Source organism: Paenibacillus swuensis, assembly GCF_001644605.1.
GTDB classification, from domain to species: domain Bacteria; phylum Bacillota; class Bacilli; order Paenibacillales; family DY6; genus Paenibacillus_N; species Paenibacillus_N swuensis.
In genome coordinates this window covers 1,509,010-1,530,000 of record NZ_CP011388.1, presented here as the reverse complement: position 1 = coordinate 1,530,000, position 20,991 = coordinate 1,509,010, and the positions used below count along the sequence as shown (strand labels likewise).

The 20,991-nt window shown below is 46.1% G+C and carries 25 protein-coding genes, 2 rRNA genes and 1 riboswitch (1 of these 28 only partly in view); of the genes, 25 read left to right on the top strand and 2 right to left on the bottom strand.

Annotated elements, in window-relative coordinates:
- Positions 1-111: ribosomal RNA gene (locus tag SY83_RS06630) — 23S ribosomal RNA — on the top strand; it begins 2,816 nt to the left of the window's first position.
- A gap of 144 nt (positions 112-255) precedes the next feature.
- Positions 256-372, top strand: a 5S ribosomal RNA gene (gene rrf / locus SY83_RS06625).
- Positions 373-714: 342 nt separating this feature from the next.
- Here the strand turns inward: rrf and SY83_RS23260 are convergent.
- Positions 715-936 (bottom strand): hypothetical protein, encoded by a 222-nt coding sequence (locus SY83_RS23260; protein ID WP_197479986.1) that lies wholly within the window; start codon positions 934-936, stop codon positions 715-717.
- 470 nt (positions 937-1,406) lie between these two features.
- Between SY83_RS23260 and SY83_RS06615 the strand changes: the two genes are divergently transcribed.
- The 10 genes from SY83_RS06615 to rsmI all read left to right on the top strand — a co-directional run bounded on the left by SY83_RS06615 (position 1,407) and on the right by rsmI (position 8,776).
- Complete coding sequence (locus SY83_RS06615) at positions 1,407-1,598, top strand: sigma factor G inhibitor Gin (RefSeq protein WP_068605383.1); 192 nt, start codon at positions 1,407-1,409, stop codon at positions 1,596-1,598.
- A 122-nt stretch (positions 1,599-1,720) separates the two neighbouring features.
- Entirely contained in the window at positions 1,721-3,205 is a 1,485-nt protein-coding gene (locus SY83_RS06610; protein ID WP_068605381.1) for an aminotransferase class I/II-fold pyridoxal phosphate-dependent enzyme, read from the top strand.
- A gap of 72 nt (positions 3,206-3,277) precedes the next feature.
- The gene (gene tmk / locus SY83_RS06605; RefSeq protein WP_068605379.1) at positions 3,278-3,919 is read left to right on the top strand and encodes a dTMP kinase; all 642 of its coding nucleotides are present in this window, start codon (positions 3,278-3,280) and stop codon (positions 3,917-3,919) included.
- A 115-nt stretch (positions 3,920-4,034) separates the two neighbouring features.
- Positions 4,035-4,364, top strand: a complete 330-nt coding sequence (locus SY83_RS06600) for a cyclic-di-AMP receptor (protein WP_068605377.1) — start codon at positions 4,035-4,037, stop codon at positions 4,362-4,364.
- Positions 4,365-4,397: 33 nt separating this feature from the next.
- Entirely contained in the window at positions 4,398-4,844 is a 447-nt protein-coding gene (locus SY83_RS06595) for a YaaR family protein (protein ID WP_068605376.1), read from the top strand.
- Between the two features lie 16 nt (positions 4,845-4,860).
- Positions 4,861-5,838, top strand: a complete 978-nt coding sequence (gene holB, locus SY83_RS06590; protein ID WP_068605374.1) for a DNA polymerase III subunit delta' — start codon at positions 4,861-4,863, stop codon at positions 5,836-5,838.
- A 3-nt stretch (positions 5,839-5,841) separates the two neighbouring features.
- On the top strand, positions 5,842-6,642 hold the full coding sequence (locus SY83_RS06585; protein WP_068605373.1) for a PSP1 domain-containing protein: 801 nt from the start codon (positions 5,842-5,844) through the stop codon (positions 6,640-6,642).
- 64 nt (positions 6,643-6,706) lie between these two features.
- On the top strand, positions 6,707-7,081 hold the full coding sequence (gene yabA, locus SY83_RS06580) for a DNA replication initiation control protein YabA (RefSeq protein WP_068605371.1): 375 nt from the start codon (positions 6,707-6,709) through the stop codon (positions 7,079-7,081).
- Positions 7,082-7,148: 67 nt separating this feature from the next.
- On the top strand, positions 7,149-7,907 hold the full coding sequence (locus SY83_RS06575; RefSeq protein ID WP_068605370.1) for a tRNA1(Val) (adenine(37)-N6)-methyltransferase: 759 nt from the start codon (positions 7,149-7,151) through the stop codon (positions 7,905-7,907).
- The gene (gene rsmI, locus SY83_RS06570) at positions 7,904-8,776 is read left to right on the top strand and encodes a 16S rRNA (cytidine(1402)-2'-O)-methyltransferase (protein WP_068605368.1); all 873 of its coding nucleotides are present in this window, start codon (positions 7,904-7,906) and stop codon (positions 8,774-8,776) included. Before SY83_RS06575 ends, rsmI begins: the two co-directional genes overlap by 4 nt.
- 109 nt (positions 8,777-8,885) lie before the next feature.
- On the opposite strand, the gene SY83_RS06565 is transcribed toward rsmI, so the two are convergent.
- A complete protein-coding gene (locus SY83_RS06565) occupies positions 8,886-9,140 on the bottom strand; it encodes an AbrB/MazE/SpoVT family DNA-binding domain-containing protein (protein ID WP_068605365.1) in 255 nt (84 codons plus the stop codon).
- A gap of 285 nt (positions 9,141-9,425) precedes the next feature.
- Between SY83_RS06565 and SY83_RS06560 the strand changes: the two genes are divergently transcribed.
- The 13 genes from SY83_RS06560 to glmU all read left to right on the top strand — a co-directional run bounded on the left by SY83_RS06560 (position 9,426) and on the right by glmU (position 20,961).
- Positions 9,426-10,706 carry an HD domain-containing protein gene (locus tag SY83_RS06560; RefSeq protein ID WP_068605363.1) on the top strand — a complete coding sequence of 427 codons (1,281 nt, stop codon included), beginning with the start codon at positions 9,426-9,428 and terminating at the stop codon, positions 10,704-10,706.
- A gap of 26 nt (positions 10,707-10,732) precedes the next feature.
- Positions 10,733-11,503 (top strand): TatD family hydrolase, encoded by a 771-nt coding sequence (locus SY83_RS06555; protein WP_068605361.1) that lies wholly within the window; start codon positions 10,733-10,735, stop codon positions 11,501-11,503.
- 179 nt (positions 11,504-11,682) lie between these two features.
- A riboswitch (cyclic di-AMP (ydaO/yuaA leader) is annotated at positions 11,683-11,879 on the top strand.
- Between the two features lie 255 nt (positions 11,880-12,134).
- Entirely contained in the window at positions 12,135-13,280 is a 1,146-nt protein-coding gene (locus tag SY83_RS06550) for a resuscitation-promoting factor (protein ID WP_068605356.1), read from the top strand.
- Positions 13,281-13,439: 159 nt separating this feature from the next.
- Positions 13,440-13,997: a ribonuclease M5 gene (gene rnmV, locus SY83_RS06545; RefSeq protein ID WP_068610958.1), complete on the top strand. Its 558-nt coding sequence runs from the start codon at positions 13,440-13,442 to the stop codon at positions 13,995-13,997.
- Positions 13,994-14,893: a 16S rRNA (adenine(1518)-N(6)/adenine(1519)-N(6))-dimethyltransferase RsmA gene (rsmA, locus tag SY83_RS06540; RefSeq protein WP_068605354.1), complete on the top strand. Its 900-nt coding sequence runs from the start codon at positions 13,994-13,996 to the stop codon at positions 14,891-14,893. Before rnmV ends, rsmA begins: the two co-directional genes overlap by 4 nt.
- 87 nt (positions 14,894-14,980) lie before the next feature.
- Positions 14,981-15,901: a sporulation peptidase YabG gene (yabG, locus tag SY83_RS06535; protein WP_068605353.1), complete on the top strand. Its 921-nt coding sequence runs from the start codon at positions 14,981-14,983 to the stop codon at positions 15,899-15,901.
- A 208-nt stretch (positions 15,902-16,109) separates the two neighbouring features.
- A complete protein-coding gene (gene veg, locus SY83_RS06530) occupies positions 16,110-16,385 on the top strand; it encodes a biofilm formation stimulator Veg (protein ID WP_068605351.1) in 276 nt (91 codons plus the stop codon).
- A gap of 135 nt (positions 16,386-16,520) precedes the next feature.
- Positions 16,521-16,700: a small, acid-soluble spore protein, alpha/beta type gene (locus SY83_RS06525; protein ID WP_068605348.1), complete on the top strand. Its 180-nt coding sequence runs from the start codon at positions 16,521-16,523 to the stop codon at positions 16,698-16,700.
- A gap of 130 nt (positions 16,701-16,830) precedes the next feature.
- The gene (gene ispE / locus SY83_RS06520; RefSeq protein ID WP_068605346.1) at positions 16,831-17,685 is read left to right on the top strand and encodes a 4-(cytidine 5'-diphospho)-2-C-methyl-D-erythritol kinase; all 855 of its coding nucleotides are present in this window, start codon (positions 16,831-16,833) and stop codon (positions 17,683-17,685) included.
- A gap of 146 nt (positions 17,686-17,831) precedes the next feature.
- The gene (gene purR, locus SY83_RS06515) at positions 17,832-18,677 is read left to right on the top strand and encodes a pur operon repressor (protein ID WP_068610956.1); all 846 of its coding nucleotides are present in this window, start codon (positions 17,832-17,834) and stop codon (positions 18,675-18,677) included.
- Positions 18,677-19,072: a RidA family protein gene (locus tag SY83_RS06510; protein WP_068605344.1), complete on the top strand. Its 396-nt coding sequence runs from the start codon at positions 18,677-18,679 to the stop codon at positions 19,070-19,072. Before purR ends, SY83_RS06510 begins: the two co-directional genes overlap by 1 nt.
- A 113-nt stretch (positions 19,073-19,185) precedes the next feature.
- Positions 19,186-19,470: a septation regulator SpoVG gene (spoVG, locus tag SY83_RS06505; protein ID WP_068605342.1), complete on the top strand. Its 285-nt coding sequence runs from the start codon at positions 19,186-19,188 to the stop codon at positions 19,468-19,470.
- 96 nt (positions 19,471-19,566) lie between these two features.
- Positions 19,567-20,961, top strand: coding sequence for a bifunctional UDP-N-acetylglucosamine diphosphorylase/glucosamine-1-phosphate N-acetyltransferase GlmU (gene glmU / locus SY83_RS06500; protein ID WP_068605341.1), 1,395 nt, complete (start codon positions 19,567-19,569; stop codon positions 20,959-20,961).
- Positions 20,962-20,991: the final 30 nt, after the last annotated feature.

Here is a 20,991-nt window from a genome sequence, read left to right as displayed (position 1 = left end):
AGATTTCCCAATTCGTAAGACCCCTTGAAGACGACGAGGTTGATAGGTTCGGGGTGGAAGTGCAGCAATGCATGGAGCTGACGAATACTAATCGGTCGAGGGCTTATCCAACTACCTGAATTAACAGGTTAACGCGTAGTTTACATTCATTCACTTTCAGTTTTCAGGGTGCAAACCTTGAGCGGGATCTTTTCTCGCAGCGATTTCGAGAAGCTTATGCTTACGAAGTCAGTTTTGCTAAAGCAAAACTCTCAGTTTGGTAACAATGGCGAAGGGGAACCACGCGTACCCATCTCGAACACGACCGTTAAGCCCTTCAGCGCCGATGGTACTTGGACCGCAGGGTCCTGGAAGAGTAGGACGTTGCCAAGCAACAGGAAAAACCTGATTTGTCTCTAAGACAAATCAGGTTTTTTTTCTATCTGCAGCATTAAGAATGCTCTGACGAATCGTAGCAACGCTTAGGAGACCTTTTGCACATAGTGGAATTCTAACGAACGTACACGCAACTTAGCGGGTGATTTAGGGCTGATCAGCTCCATATTGAATCTGTAAGAGCAACGAAGATGCGTTAGAAAGAATACAAGTGTTATTAAGTGTCTAAGCATTGCTACGATTCGTTAGAAATAGTCTAGGGAGTCAGTTAGACGTTATTGCTTGTATAAGAATGTATCCTTTTGCCCAAATTTGATTAAATAATGACCCGGATATCGACTAAACCGAAGGAGAATTGTAAGGCGGAATAATATCATCCATATGTGAATGACGATTATGTGTACCCCAAGCCCCTGCACGGGAATCCATGGATAGGCTGCCGCCGCCGCAATGAATCCGATAAGCGCCATATTGCCAATCATGATTCGGTAACTCTTCAATGGGTAGAAATCCACATTCGGGATAAACCCATAATGCATCGGGTACCACGTGAATCTCCAATGCTCAAGAAAGGGAATGCCTCCTCTCCAGCATATCAAAAACAATCCTGCGCCATGGACCATCCATATGAAGATGAAACTGAACATAATCCATATTAAAGACATCCAACCCAAAAGCATAACCATATACAAACAGTAAACTCCAAATATCGAATGGAGCAGGCTCTTGGATAAGGGAGAATAGTGTATTTTTTGGATAAGCTGGTATTGGTAGATTGTCGTTTCTTTTGAATCCGCAACTGCCTTCATAAGCACCCCGGTATGTTTTTATTCAACTTCTATAGTGTATATCGGCCGAGGGAGGGCATTCCTGAAATATTTTTGAAGCGTACAGACACTTAATTTCCTTGCTGCCCATACAATAAACCGACATCAACTCACCCCACGGAAGTAAGAGAAAATAGACTAGCTTATAGTTTAAGAGTGTAGCAAAAGTGACATACTGTAAAGAAAACGGTAAATAAGGTGGCGATGGCTGTGAATCTTCAGGAAGATTGCACCTGTATCATCTGTGGCTTAAAAAAAGAAGAAGGCATCCACATTGTGTCTGAGTTTATATGCGATACATGTGAGTCCGAGATGGTGCGTACCGACGTAAAGGATGAGAAATATCCCTTCTTCATTCATCAGATGAAACGAATATGGTATAAGAAAAATGCTTAAATTACACAAAATTTACTAGGCTCGTCTATATCTAAATAGATGGGCTTTTTTGTTGGCTGTATAACCTCCATGGTACAATAAGTTTATGTGCATAAGAAAGTAAATGCAGAAAGAGGATCCAGATGAGATTAGATTCCCGCGACGCACCTTTATATACAAAATTAATACAGCATGCTGAACAGAACACCATAAGCTTCCATGTGCCCGGACATAAATATGGCAAAGGTTATACCAATGGTGAATCCGATTATTATAACAAGATATTAAGCTTGGACTCCACCGAAATATCCGGATTGGATGACTTGCATCATCCGGAAGGTATCATTCAAGAAGCGCAACAGCTCGCTGCTGACTGTTTCGGTGCAGAGCAGACGTACTTTCTGATCGGTGGCAGCACGGTGGGGAACATAGCCGCTATACTAACGCTATGCGGGCGTGGGGAAACCCTAATTGTGCAAAGGAATGCGCATAAATCTGTCATCAACGGTTTAAGGCTTGCAGGAGCGCATGCGGTCATTCTGCAACCTGACATTGATGCCAGGACAGGTTTGGCGACAATACCCTCTCTTCTGACACTGGAAGCAGCCTTGGAACAAACTCCGGAAGCTAAAGGTGTGTTGTTAACGAATCCGAATTATTATGGTATGGGCAAGTCCATGGTTCCGTATGCCGAGGCGGCGCATAAGCGCGGTATTCCCCTTATTGTAGATGAAGCACACGGCGCGCATTATGGATTTCATCCTCGGTTGCCCCAAGGTGCGCTTGCAAGCGGTGCTGACCTTGTCATCCAGTCCACACACAAGATGCTTGGAGCGATGACGATGGGAGCTATGCTACACGTCCAGGGTGAGCGTTATCCGAGTGAGATTTTGAAAGAAAGGTTGGCAATGTTGCAAAGTTCCAGCCCCTCTTATCCGATCATGGCGTCTCTGGACATGGCTCGTAGAATGGTACATACCCGAAGTCACGAGCTATTCGATCAAGGGTTGGCGGCAAGTGACTTATTTTGTGAGAAAATGCGGGTATTCCCTTGCTACCAGATAGAAACCCGAACAGAAAAGCTTCATGAACCCGATGGAGAGTTGTTACAGGATCCATTCAAAATTACGGTGTCAGACAGAACAGGGACTCTCTCCGGTTTCGAATTGGCTAAAGCACTGGAAGCCCACAACTGTTATGCTGAAATGGCAGATCCTGTTAGAATGTTGCTCGTATTTTCTTACGCGACAACTCCAGACGATGCAAACCGATTATTTATCGCGTTAGAGCAAGTTGCTGAAGAACATGAATTACGGCATAAGCCTCTCCAAAAAATAAATCAGACAACGCAAAGCCCTTTAAATGAAGGGATTTCGGATAAAGTATATTTTGGAATAGATGAGAGAAATACATGTAAGAATTCCATAACGCTTGAAGAAGCGGTGGGTAAACGCAGTGCGGAAATGATTACTCCCTACCCGCCAGGCATACCGTTGCTATATCCGGGGGAAAAGATATCTCGGGAAACGGTATCTAGGTTGATTGCATTAAGACAAGCAGGCGCACGGTTTCAAGGCAGCTCGGACACGGAACTGAGAACAATATTGGTCAAGAATGAGCCAAATTAGATGGAATTGAACATTGTTGTGCCATAGATTATAGTAGTTAAATGGATTCGTCCAACAGAATTGGGGTAGAACATGAATAATGGTTGGTTTGTTACAGTAGAGGGCGGCGAAGGGGCCGGTAAATCCACACTGACGGAACGTTTGCAACAGGAGCTGGAGTCGCTGGGATACGATGTGATGTTAACAAGAGAACCGGGAGGCATTGATATTGCGGAGCAAATTCGCTCGGTGATCCTGGATCCGGTTAATACAGCAATGGATCGTCGAACGGAAGCACTTCTATACGCCGCGGCCAGAAGACAGCATCTGGTGGAAAAGGTGTTACCAGCCTTAAAGCAAGGTCAAATTGTGTTATGCGACCGGTTTATCGACAGCTCCTTGGCTTATCAGGGACATGCAAGAGGTTTAGGCATGGAAGCAGTATATGAGATCAACCGATTCGCGACGGAAGGGTCCATGCCGCAGCTCACATTGTACATGGATGTGGAACCACAAATCGGTTTGGATCGGGTATATGCTAATCAACAAAGAGAGATTAACCGGCTTGATCTGGAAAAGCTGGCGTTTCATGAGAAAGTCAGGGAAGGTTACCTGATGCTGGCTCATAAGTTCTCCGAACGAATAGTTACGATTGACGCAAACCGGGAGCCGGAGGCCATTTATCAGGACTGTCTGAAAACGTTACTTGATCGGGTCGGGCAAAGGAACCTATGAACCATGGAACTCATAGTGTATAATAGAAGATGCACAGAAAACAGTAATTCTACAACATTGTAAACGTTTCCTTATATATTTTTTTCGGGTAATTGAAGTCTGAGGAGGAGATTGTATGAAATTAGTTGTAGCTGTGGTACAAGATAAAGATAGCAACCGTTTATCCAACGCGTTAATCAAGACGGGCTTTAGAGCTACGAAGCTTGCCAGCACAGGAGGTTTTCTCCGTGCCGGGAATACCACGTTTATGATTGGTACCGAGGACGAGCGTGTTACCGAAGTGCTCCAAGTCATTAAGGCGAATTGCAAGATTCGTGAACAGGTCGTAACACCGGTATCCCCGATGGGCGGTACAACGGATTCTTATATCCCGTTTCCTGTGGAAGTGCAAGTGGGCGGCGCAGCGGTTTTCGTCATGCCGGTTGAACGCTTTGAACATTTCTGAAATTCAATTTAACGCAAAGGGTCGATCGGTCTTATGAAAATTAATCCGGGTTTGCGTCCTTTCGGCAAAGATCTTCGCATGAATGATAACGCAGGATCACAGCAAATCCAACCGAAGACTTTCTCAGATGTGATGCACCGACAGCATGAACAGGTGTCCCAGGAACAACTCAACCAACGGATGCAGCTAATAGAGCAACAAGGACAGCGTTTAGCCAAATCAATGACTGTCCGTGAACTGAGAACGTATAAACAAATGGTAAAGCAGTTTCTCGAAGAAACGGTCCGGCGCGGTGTAGGGCTTAAAGACACCAAAGGTTGGGATCGACGCGGTCGTGGGAAGCGGTATAAGCTTCTTGATGAAGTAGACGGTGTCTTGTTGAGCTTGGGCGATGATATGTTGGAACACGAACAGGGACGTATTGAGCTACTGGAGAAAATCGGCGAGATTCGAGGTATGCTGATTAATTTATTTTTTTAACGGAGTGTACTGATTTATGTCATTTGGATCTATTATCGGACAAGAAAGAGCGAAGAAGATGCTTCAGAACGGGCTTCGGCTGGGACGCACTTCTCACGCATATATATTCAGCGGGCCGTCCGGCACGGGTCGGCGGGAGATGGCGTTTGCGCTTGCAAAGGCCATTTTTTGTACCGAACGTACGGATGATGCATGCGGACACTGCCTGGAATGCCGGAAAGTCGAACATGGAAATCACCCCGATCTCCATTATGTACAACCGGATGGCACAAGTATTAAAATTGAGCAGATTCGAAATTTGCAGAAAGAATTCGCTTATCGCGCCACGGCTTCACAAAGTAAGATTTATATCCTTACCGAGGCGGAGAAGATGACGGTGCAAGCCGCCAACTCTTTACTTAAATTTCTCGAAGAACCGCAATCGGCGGTTGTTGCGATCTTAATCTCCGAGAATGGACACGCTCTCCTGCCTACAATCCAGTCCAGGGCACAGTGGATTCCGTTCCAACCGCTGCCTCCCCAGATGATGGCGGATCTGCTTGAGAAAGAAGGTCATTCCCAAGTTCTGGTTCGTTCCGCAGTACATCTTGCGGCAGGAATTGACGCCTGTAGGGAAATTATCCAATTAAATTGGTTTGCAGAAATTAGAAATGTAATGATACAATTAGTGAAAGAGTGCATTACAAGATTTGCCGCAGCACTGATTACGGCGCAGCAGAAGGTCTTCAAGACCAATCTGGCCGAACATATAGATACGTTGCTCCAATTGTTCGTTTTGTGGTTTAAGGATATGGTCCATATTCAATCTGGCCGTCAGGACAGCATTGTATTCGTGGATCAGTCTGAGTGGATGGCCAAGCATGCCTTCAGCCGCGAACTTTCCTATTGGGTCGGATGCATGGAGAAAGCGCTGGAGCTAACCAAGAGACTGAAATTCCACGTAAATCCGCAGCTAGCATTTGAGCAGTTCGTTATTGATATACAGGGAGGGTAGCATTTGTATAGCGTTGTAGGCGTACGTTTTAAGAAAGCCGGCAAGATTTATTATTTCGATCCTATGGAGCTTCCCGTTGATACAGAGCAAAGTGTTATCGTAGAAACGGCAAGAGGCGTGGAATATGGTAAGGTTGTCATTAACAAGAAGACCGTCGGTGAATCCGATGTTGTGCTTCCATTAAAGAAAGTGATCCGGGTCGCCAGCGAGAGCGATGCTAAGATCGTGGAAGAGAATAAGAAGGCTGCGAAGGACGCATTTGCAACCTGTTTCGATAAGATTAAAGAACATCAGCTCAAGATGAAGCTGGTTGATGTTGAATATACATTTGACCGTAACAAGATCATATTCTACTTCACGGCGGAGGGACGCATTGATTTCCGCGAGCTTGTGAAGGATTTGGCAAGTATATTCCGCACACGTATAGAACTGCGCCAGATCGGCGTACGGGATGAGGCTAAGATGTTAGGCGGCATCGGTCCCTGCGGGCGTGTGTTATGCTGTTCTTCTTGGTTAGGGGACTTTGACCCGGTATCCATCAAGATGGCCAAAGATCAGAGTCTGTCTCTAAATCCAACGAAAATATCGGGTTTATGCGGTCGACTCATGTGTTGTCTTAAATTTGAGCATGATAACTATGAAAGTGCCAAAGAAGAGATGCCGAGCGTAGGCTCACTCATTGCTTCCTCCATGGGGAACGGCAAAGTGGTTGCATTGAATGCCGGACAACGTAAAGTGCATGTCCAAATGTTCGATTTGGGTAAAGTTCTGGAGATGGCTCTGGATGACGTTGTTATTTTATAGCGGGGACATGCCTGTCAACCGAACGTAACGGGTGCATTCGATTTTCGGATTCTGAGGTGGGAAAGTGGAAAAAAGAGACGTTTTTGCTGCGATTGATGAAATCGAAGGGCAAATGGGCAATGTACATGCAGAGTTAGGCTCTTTGAAGAAACAAGTTATTCACCTGCTGGAAGAGAACAAGCGATTAAGCCTTGAAAATCAGCATCTTCGCAAGTTGCTTCGATTAGAGGAGTTGCCTGAAGGCGCTCCTTCCGAGCAACGGGCGCAAGATCAACGACCGGCGGTTCCGGAGCTTGTGGTGGAGGATGCGGTGGTAGGAGAAGGCTATGACAATCTGGCCCGCATCTACAATGAAGGGTTTCACATCTGCAATGTCTATTACGGTCATCTTCGCACGGAAGGTGATTGCTTATTCTGCCTTTCCTTTTTGAATAAATAATCCACCGTAGGGGTCGTGCACCTACGGTTTTTTTAATACCCTAATAAACTAAAGGAACGTGTTGAACATGACAATCGCTCTGTTACCTGACGAGCGGGTTGACGACTTGTTGGCCGAAAATCTAAAAATAATTCAAAGTGACGAAGTGTTCAGTTTCTCAATGGATGCCGTTCTGTTAGCGCGTTTCTGCAGTGTACCTATAAAGGGTAGGATTCTCGACCTCTGTACGGGGAACGGAGTGGTTCCTTTACTGCTTTCTACCCGGACAAAAGCCCGGATTGAGGGATTGGAAATCCAGGAGCGTCTGCATGGTATGGCTTCCCGAAGTGTGGGCATGAATAAGCTGGAGGAGCAGATTCATATCAGCCAAGGGGATTTGCGTAACTATCATGAGGTTGCCGGTTACGGTCAATATGATTTGGTTACGGTGAATCCGCCATACATGGCTGCGCATACCAGTGTGCCTAATGAGAATGAGCATTACGCCATCGCGAGACATGAAATCCATTGTACCTTGGAAGATGTTATCGCTTCGTGCAGCAGACAATCCCGTACAGGCGGCAAGGTGGCAATGGTACATCGTCCGTCGAGATTAACGGATATATTAATCTTAATGCGCAAATATCGATTGGAGCCCAAGCGCATCCGCTTTGTACATCCGCGAGCGGGTTCGGAAGCCAATATGGTGTTAATTGAGTCTGTGCGCGACAGTAAGCCGGAGGTTCGGTTGTTGCCGCCGCTCTTGGTCTATAATGAGCAAGGTGAATACTGCCGGGAAATCATGGAAATATACTATGGACGGAGCAAGGAGTTAAAAGATAGATGAAACTGCAGAAGAGCTTTCACAACCAGCTCACGGGTACACTATACTTGGTAGCCACCCCTATAGGCAATCTGGAGGATATGACCTTTCGGGCGATACGCACGCTTAAAGAAGTTGACTTAATCGCCGCAGAGGACACGCGGCAAACCCGGAAGTTAATGAATCATTACGAAATTTCTACACGACTTATCAGTTACCATGAGCATAATAAACACGGGAGCGGACCGGAAATCATCCGGATGCTGCTCGAAGGTCAATCCGTGGCTATTGTGAGTGATGCCGGTCTGCCGGCCATCTCCGATCCAGGCTACGATCTGGTCGTGCTTGCCGTGGAGCAGCAGATTGCCGTTGTTCCCGTACCCGGCGCCAACGCGGCGCTCTCCGCGTTAATTATATCGGGGTTACCGACAGAGTCCTTTCATTTCGTGGGCTTTCTGCCGAGAGAACGCAAGACGATTCATGAACAGCTGGATCAGGTAAAAACGCTTAAGGGCTCGCTTCTCTTCTATGAATCCCCGCATCGGGTTCACAAGACGCTTACTTTCATGCAGGACAAGCTGGGCGATCGTCGTATTGCTCTTGTAAGAGAGTTGACCAAGCGGTACGAAGAAGCGATGAGAGGTACGATCAGTGAGTGTATTGCTTATTTGGAAGAACATCCGGCTCAAGGGGAGTATTGCATTGTTGTGGAAGGCAGTCAGGGCAGCGGAGCGTTACAAGAAGAAGGAAAATGGTGGACGGAACTGACGGAAGAGGAGCATGTCACTTACTATGAGGGGCAGTCACACAGCCGTAAGGACGCTATCAAATTAGCTGCACTGGATCGAAAGATTCCAAAGAGAGAGCTATATAACAGCCTTCTGACCAAATAAACAAAAAAAAGGCCCTTCTAATCAAGAGACTAGAAGGGCAATAAAGGAGATATATAAAGGTTAGAATTAACAATTTCATTATGTCTATTAGTATTATATACTAGATTTCTTATTTTGTCACAGGGGTAGGCATTTCGGATACACATTCGTTGCAAACGATCTTGCCTTTAAAGTAAGTAACGTTCTCGGCGTTACCGCAGAAAATGCAGGCAGGCTCATATTTCTTCAGCATGATCCGCTCGCCGTCTACGTAAATTTCCAATGCGTCTTTCTCGCCAATGCCCAATGTGCGACGCAGCTCAATCGGAATAACCACCCGTCCTAGCTCGTCTACTTTTCTTACAATACCGGTAGATTTCATCATTATGTATTTCCCCTCTCATAATCGTCATGTTTCGACATTTATATAGTAATAATGATACCAAGCATTCCCAAAACAGTCAACCTTCCAAATTCGACCGTTCTGTTAAAAATCTCTGCTAATCCTAGGTAAATAGCGGTTTTTGCTCTACATATAAATATAAACGCGCAAATTTTACTGGAAATCATTTATGACATGATTCGACAAAATACAACATATCTACTGAGGAAACATGTCGAATATAGTAAAAGATTTAAAGTTATACGAGAATGGAGTGTGAAGCAACAGATGGCCGGATTGATGGAAGAGAAAGTGTTTAAGGATCCCATACATAAATACATTTACGTTCAGGACCCTGTAATCTGGGACTTAATCAATACCAAGGAGTTTCAACGGCTGCGGAGAATCCGCCAGCTGGGTACTTCTTATTTGACGTTTCACGGAGCCGAACATAGCCGATTTTCTCATTCTCTCGGGGTGTACGAGGTTACACGTAAAATTATTTCCCAATTTGAGCGGAGCGGGTATCCGGATTGGCCGCGGGAAGAAAAGTTGCTTAGCTTGTGCGCCGCTTTGCTGCATGATATCGGTCACGGACCCTTCTCCCATTCTATTGAACAGGCTTTCCATATGCATCATGAAGATTGGTCTTGTCGAATCATACAGGGGGATACGGAGGTTCATGCCGTATTATCCCGAATATCGCCTGAATTTCCGGATCAAGTAGCTTCAGTCATTTGCAAAAACTATGCCAAGCCCATCGTTGTCAGTTTAGTTTCCAGTCAACTGGACGCGGACCGGATGGACTACTTGCTCCGTGATGCGTACTTTACCGGAGTTAACTATGGCACGTTTGATCTGGACCGCATCCTAAGAGTATTGCGTCCGCATAATGGAAGGATTGTCGTTAAGGAATCCGGGATGCATGCCGTTGAGGACTACCTGATGTCCAGATATCAGATGTATTGGCAGGTTTATTTCCACCCCGTTACCCGTAGCTCAGAAATCATACTTCGACAAATCTTTCGCCGCGCCAAAGAACTTTACGCACAAGAATATAACTTTGGATTTATGCCGCATCCGTTATCAGGTTTGTTTGAGAACACGCTAACGGTAGAACAGTATCTGTTATTGGATGAAGCGTTTATTCAGACCATATTCATGCAATGGACTCGAGAATCCGACGGGTTGCTAAGCGATTTGTGTAACCGGTTCTTATATCGTAAATTATATAAATATATTCCTCTGCAACAGGTCGACGGAAACTTGTTAGAGCAGATTAAAGCGAATTTGATTCGAGTCGGACTACAGCCGGATTACCATATGGAGTTGGATTTTCCTTCAGATCTGCCCTATGATGTTTATCGTCCGGGCGAAGCGGGTGAGAAGATGCCCATCTTATTATTAGAAGGAAAAGACAAATACACGGAAATATCGAGGAAATCCGAGATTATTCGCTCCATCAGCGGTATCCATATGGGGCAGAACCAGATCTATTATCCGGAGGATTTGCTAAAAGCTTCAGCTTCCATGCTGGATCCGGAGGTTAGGCGGTTTTTTGGACTATAAACAGATAAAGAGAGGAACTTGCACCTATGTTATTTGATACACATACCCATCTGGATGCGAAAGCTTTCGACGAGGATCGGGAAGAGGTGATTGAAAGAGCGAGAGCTAATGGTGTTTCCAAAATAATAAATGTGGGCTTTAACCGCGAGACCATACCCACAACAATGAAATTGGCCGAATCCTATGATTTCATTTACGCCGCTGTTGGCTGGCACCCTCAAGATGCAGTTACAATGAAAGCGGAAGATCTCGATTGGATCGAGGAACTGTGTAACCACCCTAAAGTTGTGGCCATCGGTGAAATTGGATTGGATTACTATTGGGATACCTCACCTAAAGACGTTCAGCAACGGGTGTTCCGCGAACAGATTCGCCTTGCCCGTAAAGTCAACAAACCGATTGTTATCCATAATCGGGATGCCCATCAAGATGTTGTACAAATTCTTCGAGAGGAGAAGGCGGAAGAGGTCGGCGGGGTGATGCATTGTTATTCGGGCAGCTGGGAGATCGCGCAAGCTTGTCTGGACATGAATTTCTATATATCATTCGGAGGCCCGGTTACGTTCAAGAATGCCAAACAACCGAAAGAGGTGTTAGCAAGAGTTCCGCTGGACCGATTATTAATCGAGACGGATGCTCCATATTTAACGCCGCACCCGCATCGGGGTAAACGAAATGAAACCGGATATGTGACTTTAGTCGCAGAAGCCGCTTCCCAGATTAAGGAAATAAGTATGGATGAAATAGCCCGAATCACCATGGAAAACGCATGCAAATTATTCTCGATAACACGATAATTGAAGTAAATTAAAGAAAATAGCAGATAATTGAGATAGAAAAGTGGAAAGTATCCATAAATTTCATGTATTTAACCTAATTTAGGCCAAATAAGACTGAAAACAACTTTTACTAATGCTTTACAACATCGTTTCAAACAGAGTATTATACATGTAACTTAATTAAATAAAGTTTTACATTTCTTGTATCGCTGAGTCTTCAGTAATGGAGAGCGGGGGAACCAAATGTACCCGGGAATGGAGAAATCCATCCGGTTATGTTGTTCCATGGGGTGAATACGGGGCTTGCAGCATATTTCATGCGTAAGTATCTGTTAGGGCGACTCTCACGTCCGAATCCGTCAGCTAACCTCGTAAGCGTGCAGAGAGAGGTAACGTCCTGGTGCCTACCATCCCCTATTTATGCGCATTCAGAAGCCCATTGGAAGACGACCTCTACCTAAGGCTTCTTTTTATTTGAATAAAATTCGAATAAGGCTCATAGCTTGGTATATATTGGGGGTGATTCTGACTTTTTTCGTCATCAGAACAACCGGATTTATCGCAGAAATGCAAAAAAATAAACTGATTAGTCACGTCAAATTGTAATGCTTAATGTTGGCGGCGGGGCTTTGAAGGAGGACCGAAATAAGTGGGAAACAGTACTAACGAAACCCATGTTAAACGATCATCCAGCATGTGTTTCGCAATGCGATGGAAGCATGAAAACTTGCGTTTGGTAATCTTGATTACCTTTGTTACAATCGCTGCTTTCATGGGTTTAATGTTGTTAAACGCTTCGGCGACGAAGAGTGTATCGGTAGTGGTCAACGGACAAGAGCAAGTGGTGAAAACCAAGGAATCCGTATTACACAACCTGTTGGATGAACAAGCAATTCAGATCGGATCTTACGATAAGATTTCTATGCCGCTCAGCGCTCCGATTAAGAGCGGGGATAAAGTAGTGATCCAAACCGCGGTGCCGTTCAAGCTCATTGCGGACGGAAAGACTGTAACACTCTATACGACCAGTAAGACGATTCAAAGCGCTCTGGCGGATAATAAAGTAAAGTTGGGCGTTAAAGACCGGATCTGGCCTCCGCTTAACACACCTGTTAAGAAATATATGGGGATTAAGATTGTCCGAGTAAGTAAGGCTTCAACCCAACATAAGTATTCTCTGCCATACACAACCGTGAAGACGGCAGACGCATCTTTACTTAAGGGCAAGACAGCCGTTGTACAGAATGGTAAAGACGGCGTAGTCTACAAAAACTTCGAAAAAACGTATGAAGACGGAAAATTAGTTTCGACGGTCCTGACAAGTAAGACGATTGGGGCGAATGTTGTTCCGAAGGTAATAGCTGTGGGTACAAAGAAACCTGCTCCCGTAGTGGCATTGGCTGCTAAGACGACAAGTTCTTCCATGAATACTATTACCCGCAAAGGGGCAACCTTTAAACCAAAGAAAGTTCTGAACAATGTTACCCTCACTGCTTATGCTGCCGGAGTCGCCTCCACAGGCAAGAGCAAAGGTCACCCGCAATACGGAATTACCGCATCGGGTGCTCGAGTGAAGGAAGGACGCACCATTGCAGTAGATCCGAAAGTAATTCCAATCGGGTACTGGGTTTATATCGAGGGCATCGGTTACCGTCGTGCCGAGGATAAGGGCGGAGCGGTCAAAGGCAAGAAAATCGATGTTTACTTCGACAGTGAATCCTACGCTAACCGATTCGGAAGAAAATCCGGATACACCGTATATGTAATCGGCCCAAATAAACCGGCTTCTTATTAAAATATACGCATATCGCCTTTAAATAGTTGCAAGTACACAATAAATTTTTATACGGAGAAGAAGGGGTGTTAGAACCTCTTCTTTTTTTCATGTATACTAATGAGAAACAAGCCTGAAGCTAAGAACGGCAGCGTAACCAAGGAAGGGTATTTCACCAATATGATTAAAGAAATTATTGTAGTCGAAGGCAAGGATGATACTACGGCTATTAAAAGGGCTGTTGATGCGGAAACCATTGAAACCGGAGGCTCCGCCATCAACAGCGATATTATTAAACGGATTTCGCTAGCGCAGGAACGCCGCGGCGTCATTATATTTACGGATCCCGATCACGCGGGAGAGCGCATACGCAAGATCATCTCTTCGCGCGTGAAAGGGTGTAAACACGCTTTCATTACCCAAGAAGACGCGCATAAACGCGGAGATATTGGTGTTGAGAATGCATCCCCTGCAGCCATACGTAAAGCGCTGGATAATGTGAAGACGGAATTCGGCGGGGTTGCGGCTCAAATTACTTGGGAGCATCTCATGGATGCGGGACTGATTGTGCATGCCGATGCTGCGAACCGACGTATGAAGATGGGGAAGCTGCTAGGCATCGGTTATTGTAACGGTAAGCAGTTCTTCAAACGGTGTAATGCTTTTCAAATTACTATAGAAGAGTTTGTCGCGGCGTTCAGCCGAATGGAACTCGAACAGAAGGCAGGATCAGAATGATGGATAAAGGGATTACATTGGCCGATATCGGCTCCCCTAGAAGAACGAAGGATATAATACAGAAACATGGCTTCGCTTTGAAGAAAAGTTTAGGGCAGAATTTCTTGATTGATCGCAACATCCTGAATAAAATTGTCGGCGCGGCCGAACTGGATTCGGGAAAGGGTGCGCTGGAAATTGGCCCGGGGATCGGCGCGCTGACAGAGCAATTGGCCCAAACGGCAGGAAAAGTGGTCGCGGTTGAAATTGATCAGCGATTAATCCCCATCCTGGAAGAAGTGCTGGAACCGTACGATAATGTGGACGTTGTTCATAGTGACGTGCTGAAGGTGGATTTGCAGGGCTTATTTGCTGAACATTTTGCCGGAGTAGAAGGTGTAAGTGTTGTAGCTAATCTGCCTTATTACATTACAACGCCGATTGTTATGCGGTTTCTGGAGGAGAAACTGCCTCTGGATAACATCGTTATCATGATCCAGAAGGAAGTGGCGGAACGAATGGCGGCCAAGCCGGGAGGCAAGGAATACGGAAGCCTGAGTATCGCTGTCCAATATTATTGTGAACCTGAGATGGTGACGATCGTACCGCAGACCGTATTTATCCCGCAACCGAATGTGGATTCCGCAGTTATCCGGCTTCGTGTTCGTAAAGAACCGCCGGTTCAGGTGAAGGACGAATCCTTCTTCTTCGAGGTCATCCGATCTTCATTCGCACAACGCCGGAAGACGCTTTATAATAATCTGGCCAGCCGGTTCTTTAACAAAGAGACGAAGCCTGCTCTGGAAGGTATTTTGACAGGATGCGGCATTGAGCCTTCACGTCGCGGAGAGACACTATCGCTAGAAGAATACGCGAAGCTCTCAGACGCGTTGCAAGAAGCACTGGGAGGCGCATAGGGGAGCTAAGCTTTCTTCGTTGTGGATTAGCCCAATCTATACACCATACGCCTATCACAGCCATACGATAACGAGAGGTGATACGGCATGAAGCAAGGCGACCTGGTCGTTCGGATATCGTATGGCAAGGATATTCTGTTTATTATAGAAGCATTGGATACACATATGGCCATTATCAAGGGATTCGATTTCCGCCTTATTGCGGATGCGCCAGTCAGCGATCTTGAGGAAATAGCGGATGTAGCCAGCTTTAAAGCGCGTAAACAAGATCAGGAGCGGGTGCAACAATCGATGCGGTCATTGGAATGGCATCGATATGAGCAGGTGCGCAAGGTGCGCTCATACCGCGGATATACTACCGCGGAACCTCAAGAGCAGCAAGTCCAAACCGCTGATTCTTCACAGCAGTTATATTTTGAAGTGCCGGGAAAAGTGCTGCATCTGGATGGAGATCCGAATTATCTGCAGAAAAGTATGGCACTTTATGAAAAGCTCCGTGTGCCTGTGGAAGGACATTATATTCAGGAGTCCAATATGCCGGAAGCCCTTCGCGTTCTGTTGCCTCAGGCTAAACCCGACATTGTCGTTATCACGGGGCATGACAGTGTAATCAAGCAACAAAGGGACTCCAACCTGTATAATCTCAGCAGTTACAAGAACTCGGCGCATTTCGCCAGTGCTGTCATGATTGCGCGGCAATATGAGAAAAACAGAGATTCATTAACCATTATTGCGGGGGCCTGCCAATCTCACTTCGAAGCTTTGTTGCAGGCGGGGGCCAATTTCGCCAGCTCCCCCGGCAGAATCTTGATTCATGCCCTGGATCCCGTGTACATCGCGGCCAAAGCTTCCTTCACATCCATTAAAGACACCATTAACATTGTGGATGTTATCAATCACACCATCAGCGGGATGGAAGGTGTGGGAGGAATTGAAACCAGAGGAAGCTACCGAATCGGATTACCCAATCTGATGGAATACCAGAACAAATTAATTCCGAACGCGTAATCTACGTTCGGAATTTTTTTGGCATGAGAAGTTATAAACAGGTTGTGAACAATATGTGAACAAAGTGTTTTTACTGCCATACATAATTTTGCGATAATAGGGAAAAATCCCGTTGACAACAAGTTTATGGGGCTGTTATAATAATTGACTCAATTTGACATGCCCTTGTCATTAGGTTATAATTGGACAAGGAAAGAGGTGGTAGACAATGGCTAAAAACGCGCTATTGGAAATCAAACGCAGTTTAGAAGCCCATGTCGGGCGGAAGATCATGTTAAAGGCAAACGGCGGTCGCCGTAAGACCATTGAAAGATCTGGTGTATTGGAAGAAACCTACCCTTCTGTTTTTATTGTTAAGTTAGACGAAGAGCAGCATGCTTTTAAGAGGGTTTCCTATAGCTATGCGGACATTCTGACGGATTCCGTGCAAGTTACCGTGTGTAACGAAGAGGGTCAAGTCCGAATTACTTACATTCAGAACTGACCCGTTAGCCATTGAACCGCTTTAAACAAACAACGGATGCTTTCGGGCTGTCGTTGTTTTTTTGTTTATCTCGCATGAATATCCGGCGCCCATCGCATACTAACAGCACATCCGAACGAATAAAGGAGTGTTAACATGAGCAGAAGGCGCCGCGGTGTGATGTCTGAGGAATTGAAATACGAATTGGCTAAAGATCTGGGTTTTTATGAGACGGTGGAACGCGAAGGCTGGGGCGGCATTAAAGCCAAAGATGCCGGGAACATGGTCAAGCGAGCGATTCAGCTGGCGGAGAAAGCGGCGGTTAAGAAGCAATAGTCAGCTCTCATAATAATGAATCAAGCTAAGGCGTGATAACGCTTTAGCTTTTCTTTTTTTCATTTGCTATAATATGTTAAGTTGTCTGATTTTCTGCACGTCCAAGCAATTGAAAGTAGGTGTTCTCCTTATGAAAGTGTATGAGAAAGCTCCAGCCAAAATTAATTTATCCTTAGATGTTTTATATAAGCGAGCAGACGGCTATCACGAAGTGGAAATGGTCATGACCATGGTGGATCTAGCCGATCGACTAGAGATGTCGGAGTTGCCGAGAGACACCATCATTATCTCAAGTCAAGCGGGATACATTCCCCTGGACGAGAAGAACCTTGCGTTTCAGGCGGCCAGATTAATCAAGGACCGTTATCAAGTCAAGCAAGGCGTTTATATTCACCTGGACAAAAAAATTCCTGTGGCGGCGGGTCTGGCCGGGGGCAGCAGCGATGCGGCAGCGGCCCTGCGCGGATTGAACCGTCTATGGAAATTAAATATACCGACAGAGGAACTTCAGCGGCTAGGGGCTGAGCTTGGATCGGATGTACCCTTCTGTGTAACCGGAGGCACCGCGGTGGCTCGCGGTCGGGGAGAGAAGCTCGAAATGATCGATAACCCGCCTCAATGTTGGGTCGTCTTGGCAAAGCCACCGATTAACGTTTCAACGGCGGATGTGTATGGACGGTTTAATGCGGCGAAAGGGCAACGGCGAATCTCCTCGAAGGATGTTATCGAGTCGATTGAATCTCAAGACTTTCATAGACTCTGCTCCAGTATGGGGAATATGCTTGAAGATGTTACAGTCGGCGCCTATCCGGAAGTGCGGCAACTGAAGGAAAGTATGCAACGGTTAGGGGCGGATGGCGTCATGATGTCCGGCAGCGGACCGACGGTATTCGGATTGGTTTCGAAGGAGTCGAAGGTAGCTCGTGTTTACAATGGCCTTCGAGGGTTCTGTAAAGAGGTGTATGTGGTAAGAATGCTAACATAGAATACGACTTATATAAGCTAAAGGTAACATTGATTTAACTTCATCATGAGACTTCTCTTGATAAAAAGCGTATATAAATGGTATATTCACTATATATTATTCGGATTTTTGTTCGAAACTTAAACGGAAGGGGGTTAGATGTGTACGTGAAAAAGTTAAAACGCAGCTCCAGACTTGTAGAGATGACACAATACCTTTTATTCCGTCCTCACAGACTCATTCCGTTGACTACTTTCGCTGAACGATACAGCTCCGCCAAATCCTCTATAAGTGAAGACTTGGCGATCATCAAGGAAGTATTTGAAACTGAAGGATTAGGCGACTTACAGACGTTAGCAGGAGCGGCAGGCGGCGTGAAATTTATTCCGCGCATCCCTAAGCATAGTTCACTTGAAATTGTCCGGGGCATTTGCAAGCAATTAGAGCAACGGGAACGTGTTCTGCCTGGCGGCTATCTATATATGACGGACATTCTGGGTCAACCTTTCATCATCAATGAAATCGGAAAGATGTTCGCGACCCATTTTGCAGGACGGGATATCGATGTTGTTATGACCGTGGAAACCAAGGGAATCCCGTTGGCTTACGCCACAGCCAGTTTTCTAAACCTGCCTGTAGTTATCGTGCGTCGGGATAATAAAGTGACGGAAGGTTCCGCTGTAAGCATCAACTACGTGTCTGGTTCAAGCAAGCGTATTCAGACGATGTCCTTGGCGCGCAGAGCGCTAAAGGAAGAATCGAAGGTGCTGATCATTGACGATTTCATGCGCGCCGGAGGGACCGTGCACGGGATGATGAACTTGCTGCAAGAGTTTAAAGCAACCGTTAAGGGCGTCGGCGTATTCGTGGAATCCGGCGAAGTGAATCAGGAAGAACATTTGGTCGAAGATTACATATCTCTTGCAAAGCTTACCGGAGTGGATGAGAAAACGAAGCACATCACCGTCTCGCCGGGTAATTTTTTTGAAGAAGAGGACTTGGAGGATAACTAATGACGACGCTTCATGTTGTATCTAGCCAGGGGGCACCTGCTGCCATCGGACCATACTCCCAGGCGATGAAATTCGGTAACCTGTTATTTACGTCAGGTCAGATTCCACTGGACTTAAACGGCGCTGTTGTGGCCGGAGGCGTGGAAGAACAGACTCACCAAGTGTTCCGCAATTTACAAGCGGTCCTTCTGGAAGCGGGCACGAACTTAGCCCATGTGATTAAAGCTACTGTATTCATTAAAGATATGAATCAGTTTGCGGCGATTAACGAAATTTATGCCTCCTATTTCGGAGATCATAAACCAGCGCGTTCTACTGTGGAGGTGGCGCGATTACCTAAAGACGTGCTTGTCGAAATAGAGCTGATTGCGGCGCTTTCTGTCGAAACAGATTAAATTGTGAGAAAGTTTTAGAATATTTAAAATTTTTACCAAAATAAAGAAGGAATTTGCACGCATTTGTGGAAGTATACACCAAGTCTTTCGTAGATAAAGGTGGTGAACACAAGGTGCAAATTACTGATGTAAGACTCCGCCGTGTCAATTCCGAGGGGAGAATGAAAGCTATCGCTTCCATAACTATTGACAACGAATTCGTGGTTCACGATATTCGTGTCATCGACGGTAACAACGGTATGTTCGTCGCAATGCCAAGCAAGAGAACTCCGGACGGGGAGTTCCGAGACATCGCTCATCCGATTTCTTCGACAACCCGCGAGAAGATTCAAGCTGCGGTATTAGCGGAGTACGACCGTGCGGCTACTGAAGAAGAGGTTATTGAAGAAGGAGCTTAATAAGGGTATAGAAAGAGAGCCTGAGGGCTCTCTTTTCTTTTGGCCCATAATCAGATATGCTTTAACTTAATATTACTTGTTGGGGGTTAGATCAGAATGAAAGTCATGGGGCTCATTTTGGCGGCAGGCCAAGGGAAAAGAATGAAATCCAAATTATATAAAGTGTTGCATCCGGTGTGCGGCAAACCGATGGTGGGGCATATGGCGGATGTGCTGGAACAATTGAAAACGGACCGCAATGTTGTCATCGTAGGTCATGGCGCTGAAGCGGTGCAAGCCTACCTGGGAGACCGTGCGGAATACACGCTGCAAGCGGAGCAACTGGGCACAGGTCATGCCGTGCTGCAAGCACAGCCATTGCTTGGCCAAGAAGACGGCATTACGGTTGTTGTATGCGGTGATACACCTCTGGTTCAACAATCGACGTTGTCGAAGATGATTGAGCTTCATCAGGAACGGAACGCGGCTGCAACAATCCTTACCGCCGACATGGCCGTTCCGCAAGGATATGGACGCATCATCCGGTCCGCAGATGGCTCTGTGAGCAAGATTGTGGAGCAGAAAGACTGCACACCGGAAGAGAATCAGGTTAGAGAGATCAATACGGGCACGTACTGTTTTGATAACCGGAAGCTCTTCGCCGCACTAAGCAAGGTGTCCAATAACAATGCTCAGAACGAATACTACTTAACCGATGTCATAGGCATCTTGAAAGGGGAAGGAGAAGGCGTTGAAGCTTTCTGCACGGAAGATCCGGCTGAAGCTATAGGCGTCAATGACCGGCTTGCTTTAGCTGAAGCCGAGCGGATGATGCGTGAGCGCATTTTACGTCAGCATATGGTGAACGGCGTTACCCTTATTGATCCTTCTTCTACTTATATCGATGCCCATGTTACGATTGGGTCGGATACGATTATATACCCGGGAAGCCATCTAAGGGGCAACACGGTTATCGGCGAGAATTGCCTGATTGGTCCCGGGGCCGACATCACAGATTCCGCCCTTGCGAACAAAGTTTGCGTCAAGTACGCCGTACTGACTGAGGCTGAAGTAGGTGAGGCGAGTACTATCGGACCTTACGCCTACTTGCGTCCTGGCGCGAAGTTAGGGTCCCACGTAAAAATCGGTGATTTTGTAGAAATCAAGAACGCCACTTTGGGAGATCACAGTAAAGTTTCTCACCTGAGCTATGTAGGCGATGCGGTAGTAGGTACGAATGTAAATATCGGCTGCGGCGCGATTACCGTAAACTATGACGGTTTTAACAAGGCGCTAACCGAAATTGAAGACGATGCCTTCGTCGGCAGCAATGTGAACCTGATCGCGCCGGTTAAGGTAGGTAAAGGCGCATATGTCGTTGCGGGCTCCACCATCACGCATGAAGTGCCGGAAGGTGATCTCGCGATCGCCCGTGAGCGTCAGGTGAATAAAGCGGGATATGCAAACAAGATCAAGGCGCGTTTTAAGGCCAAAAAAGAGCAAAAGGATTAAACTGGGTGTTTCATGTTCAAACTATAATGG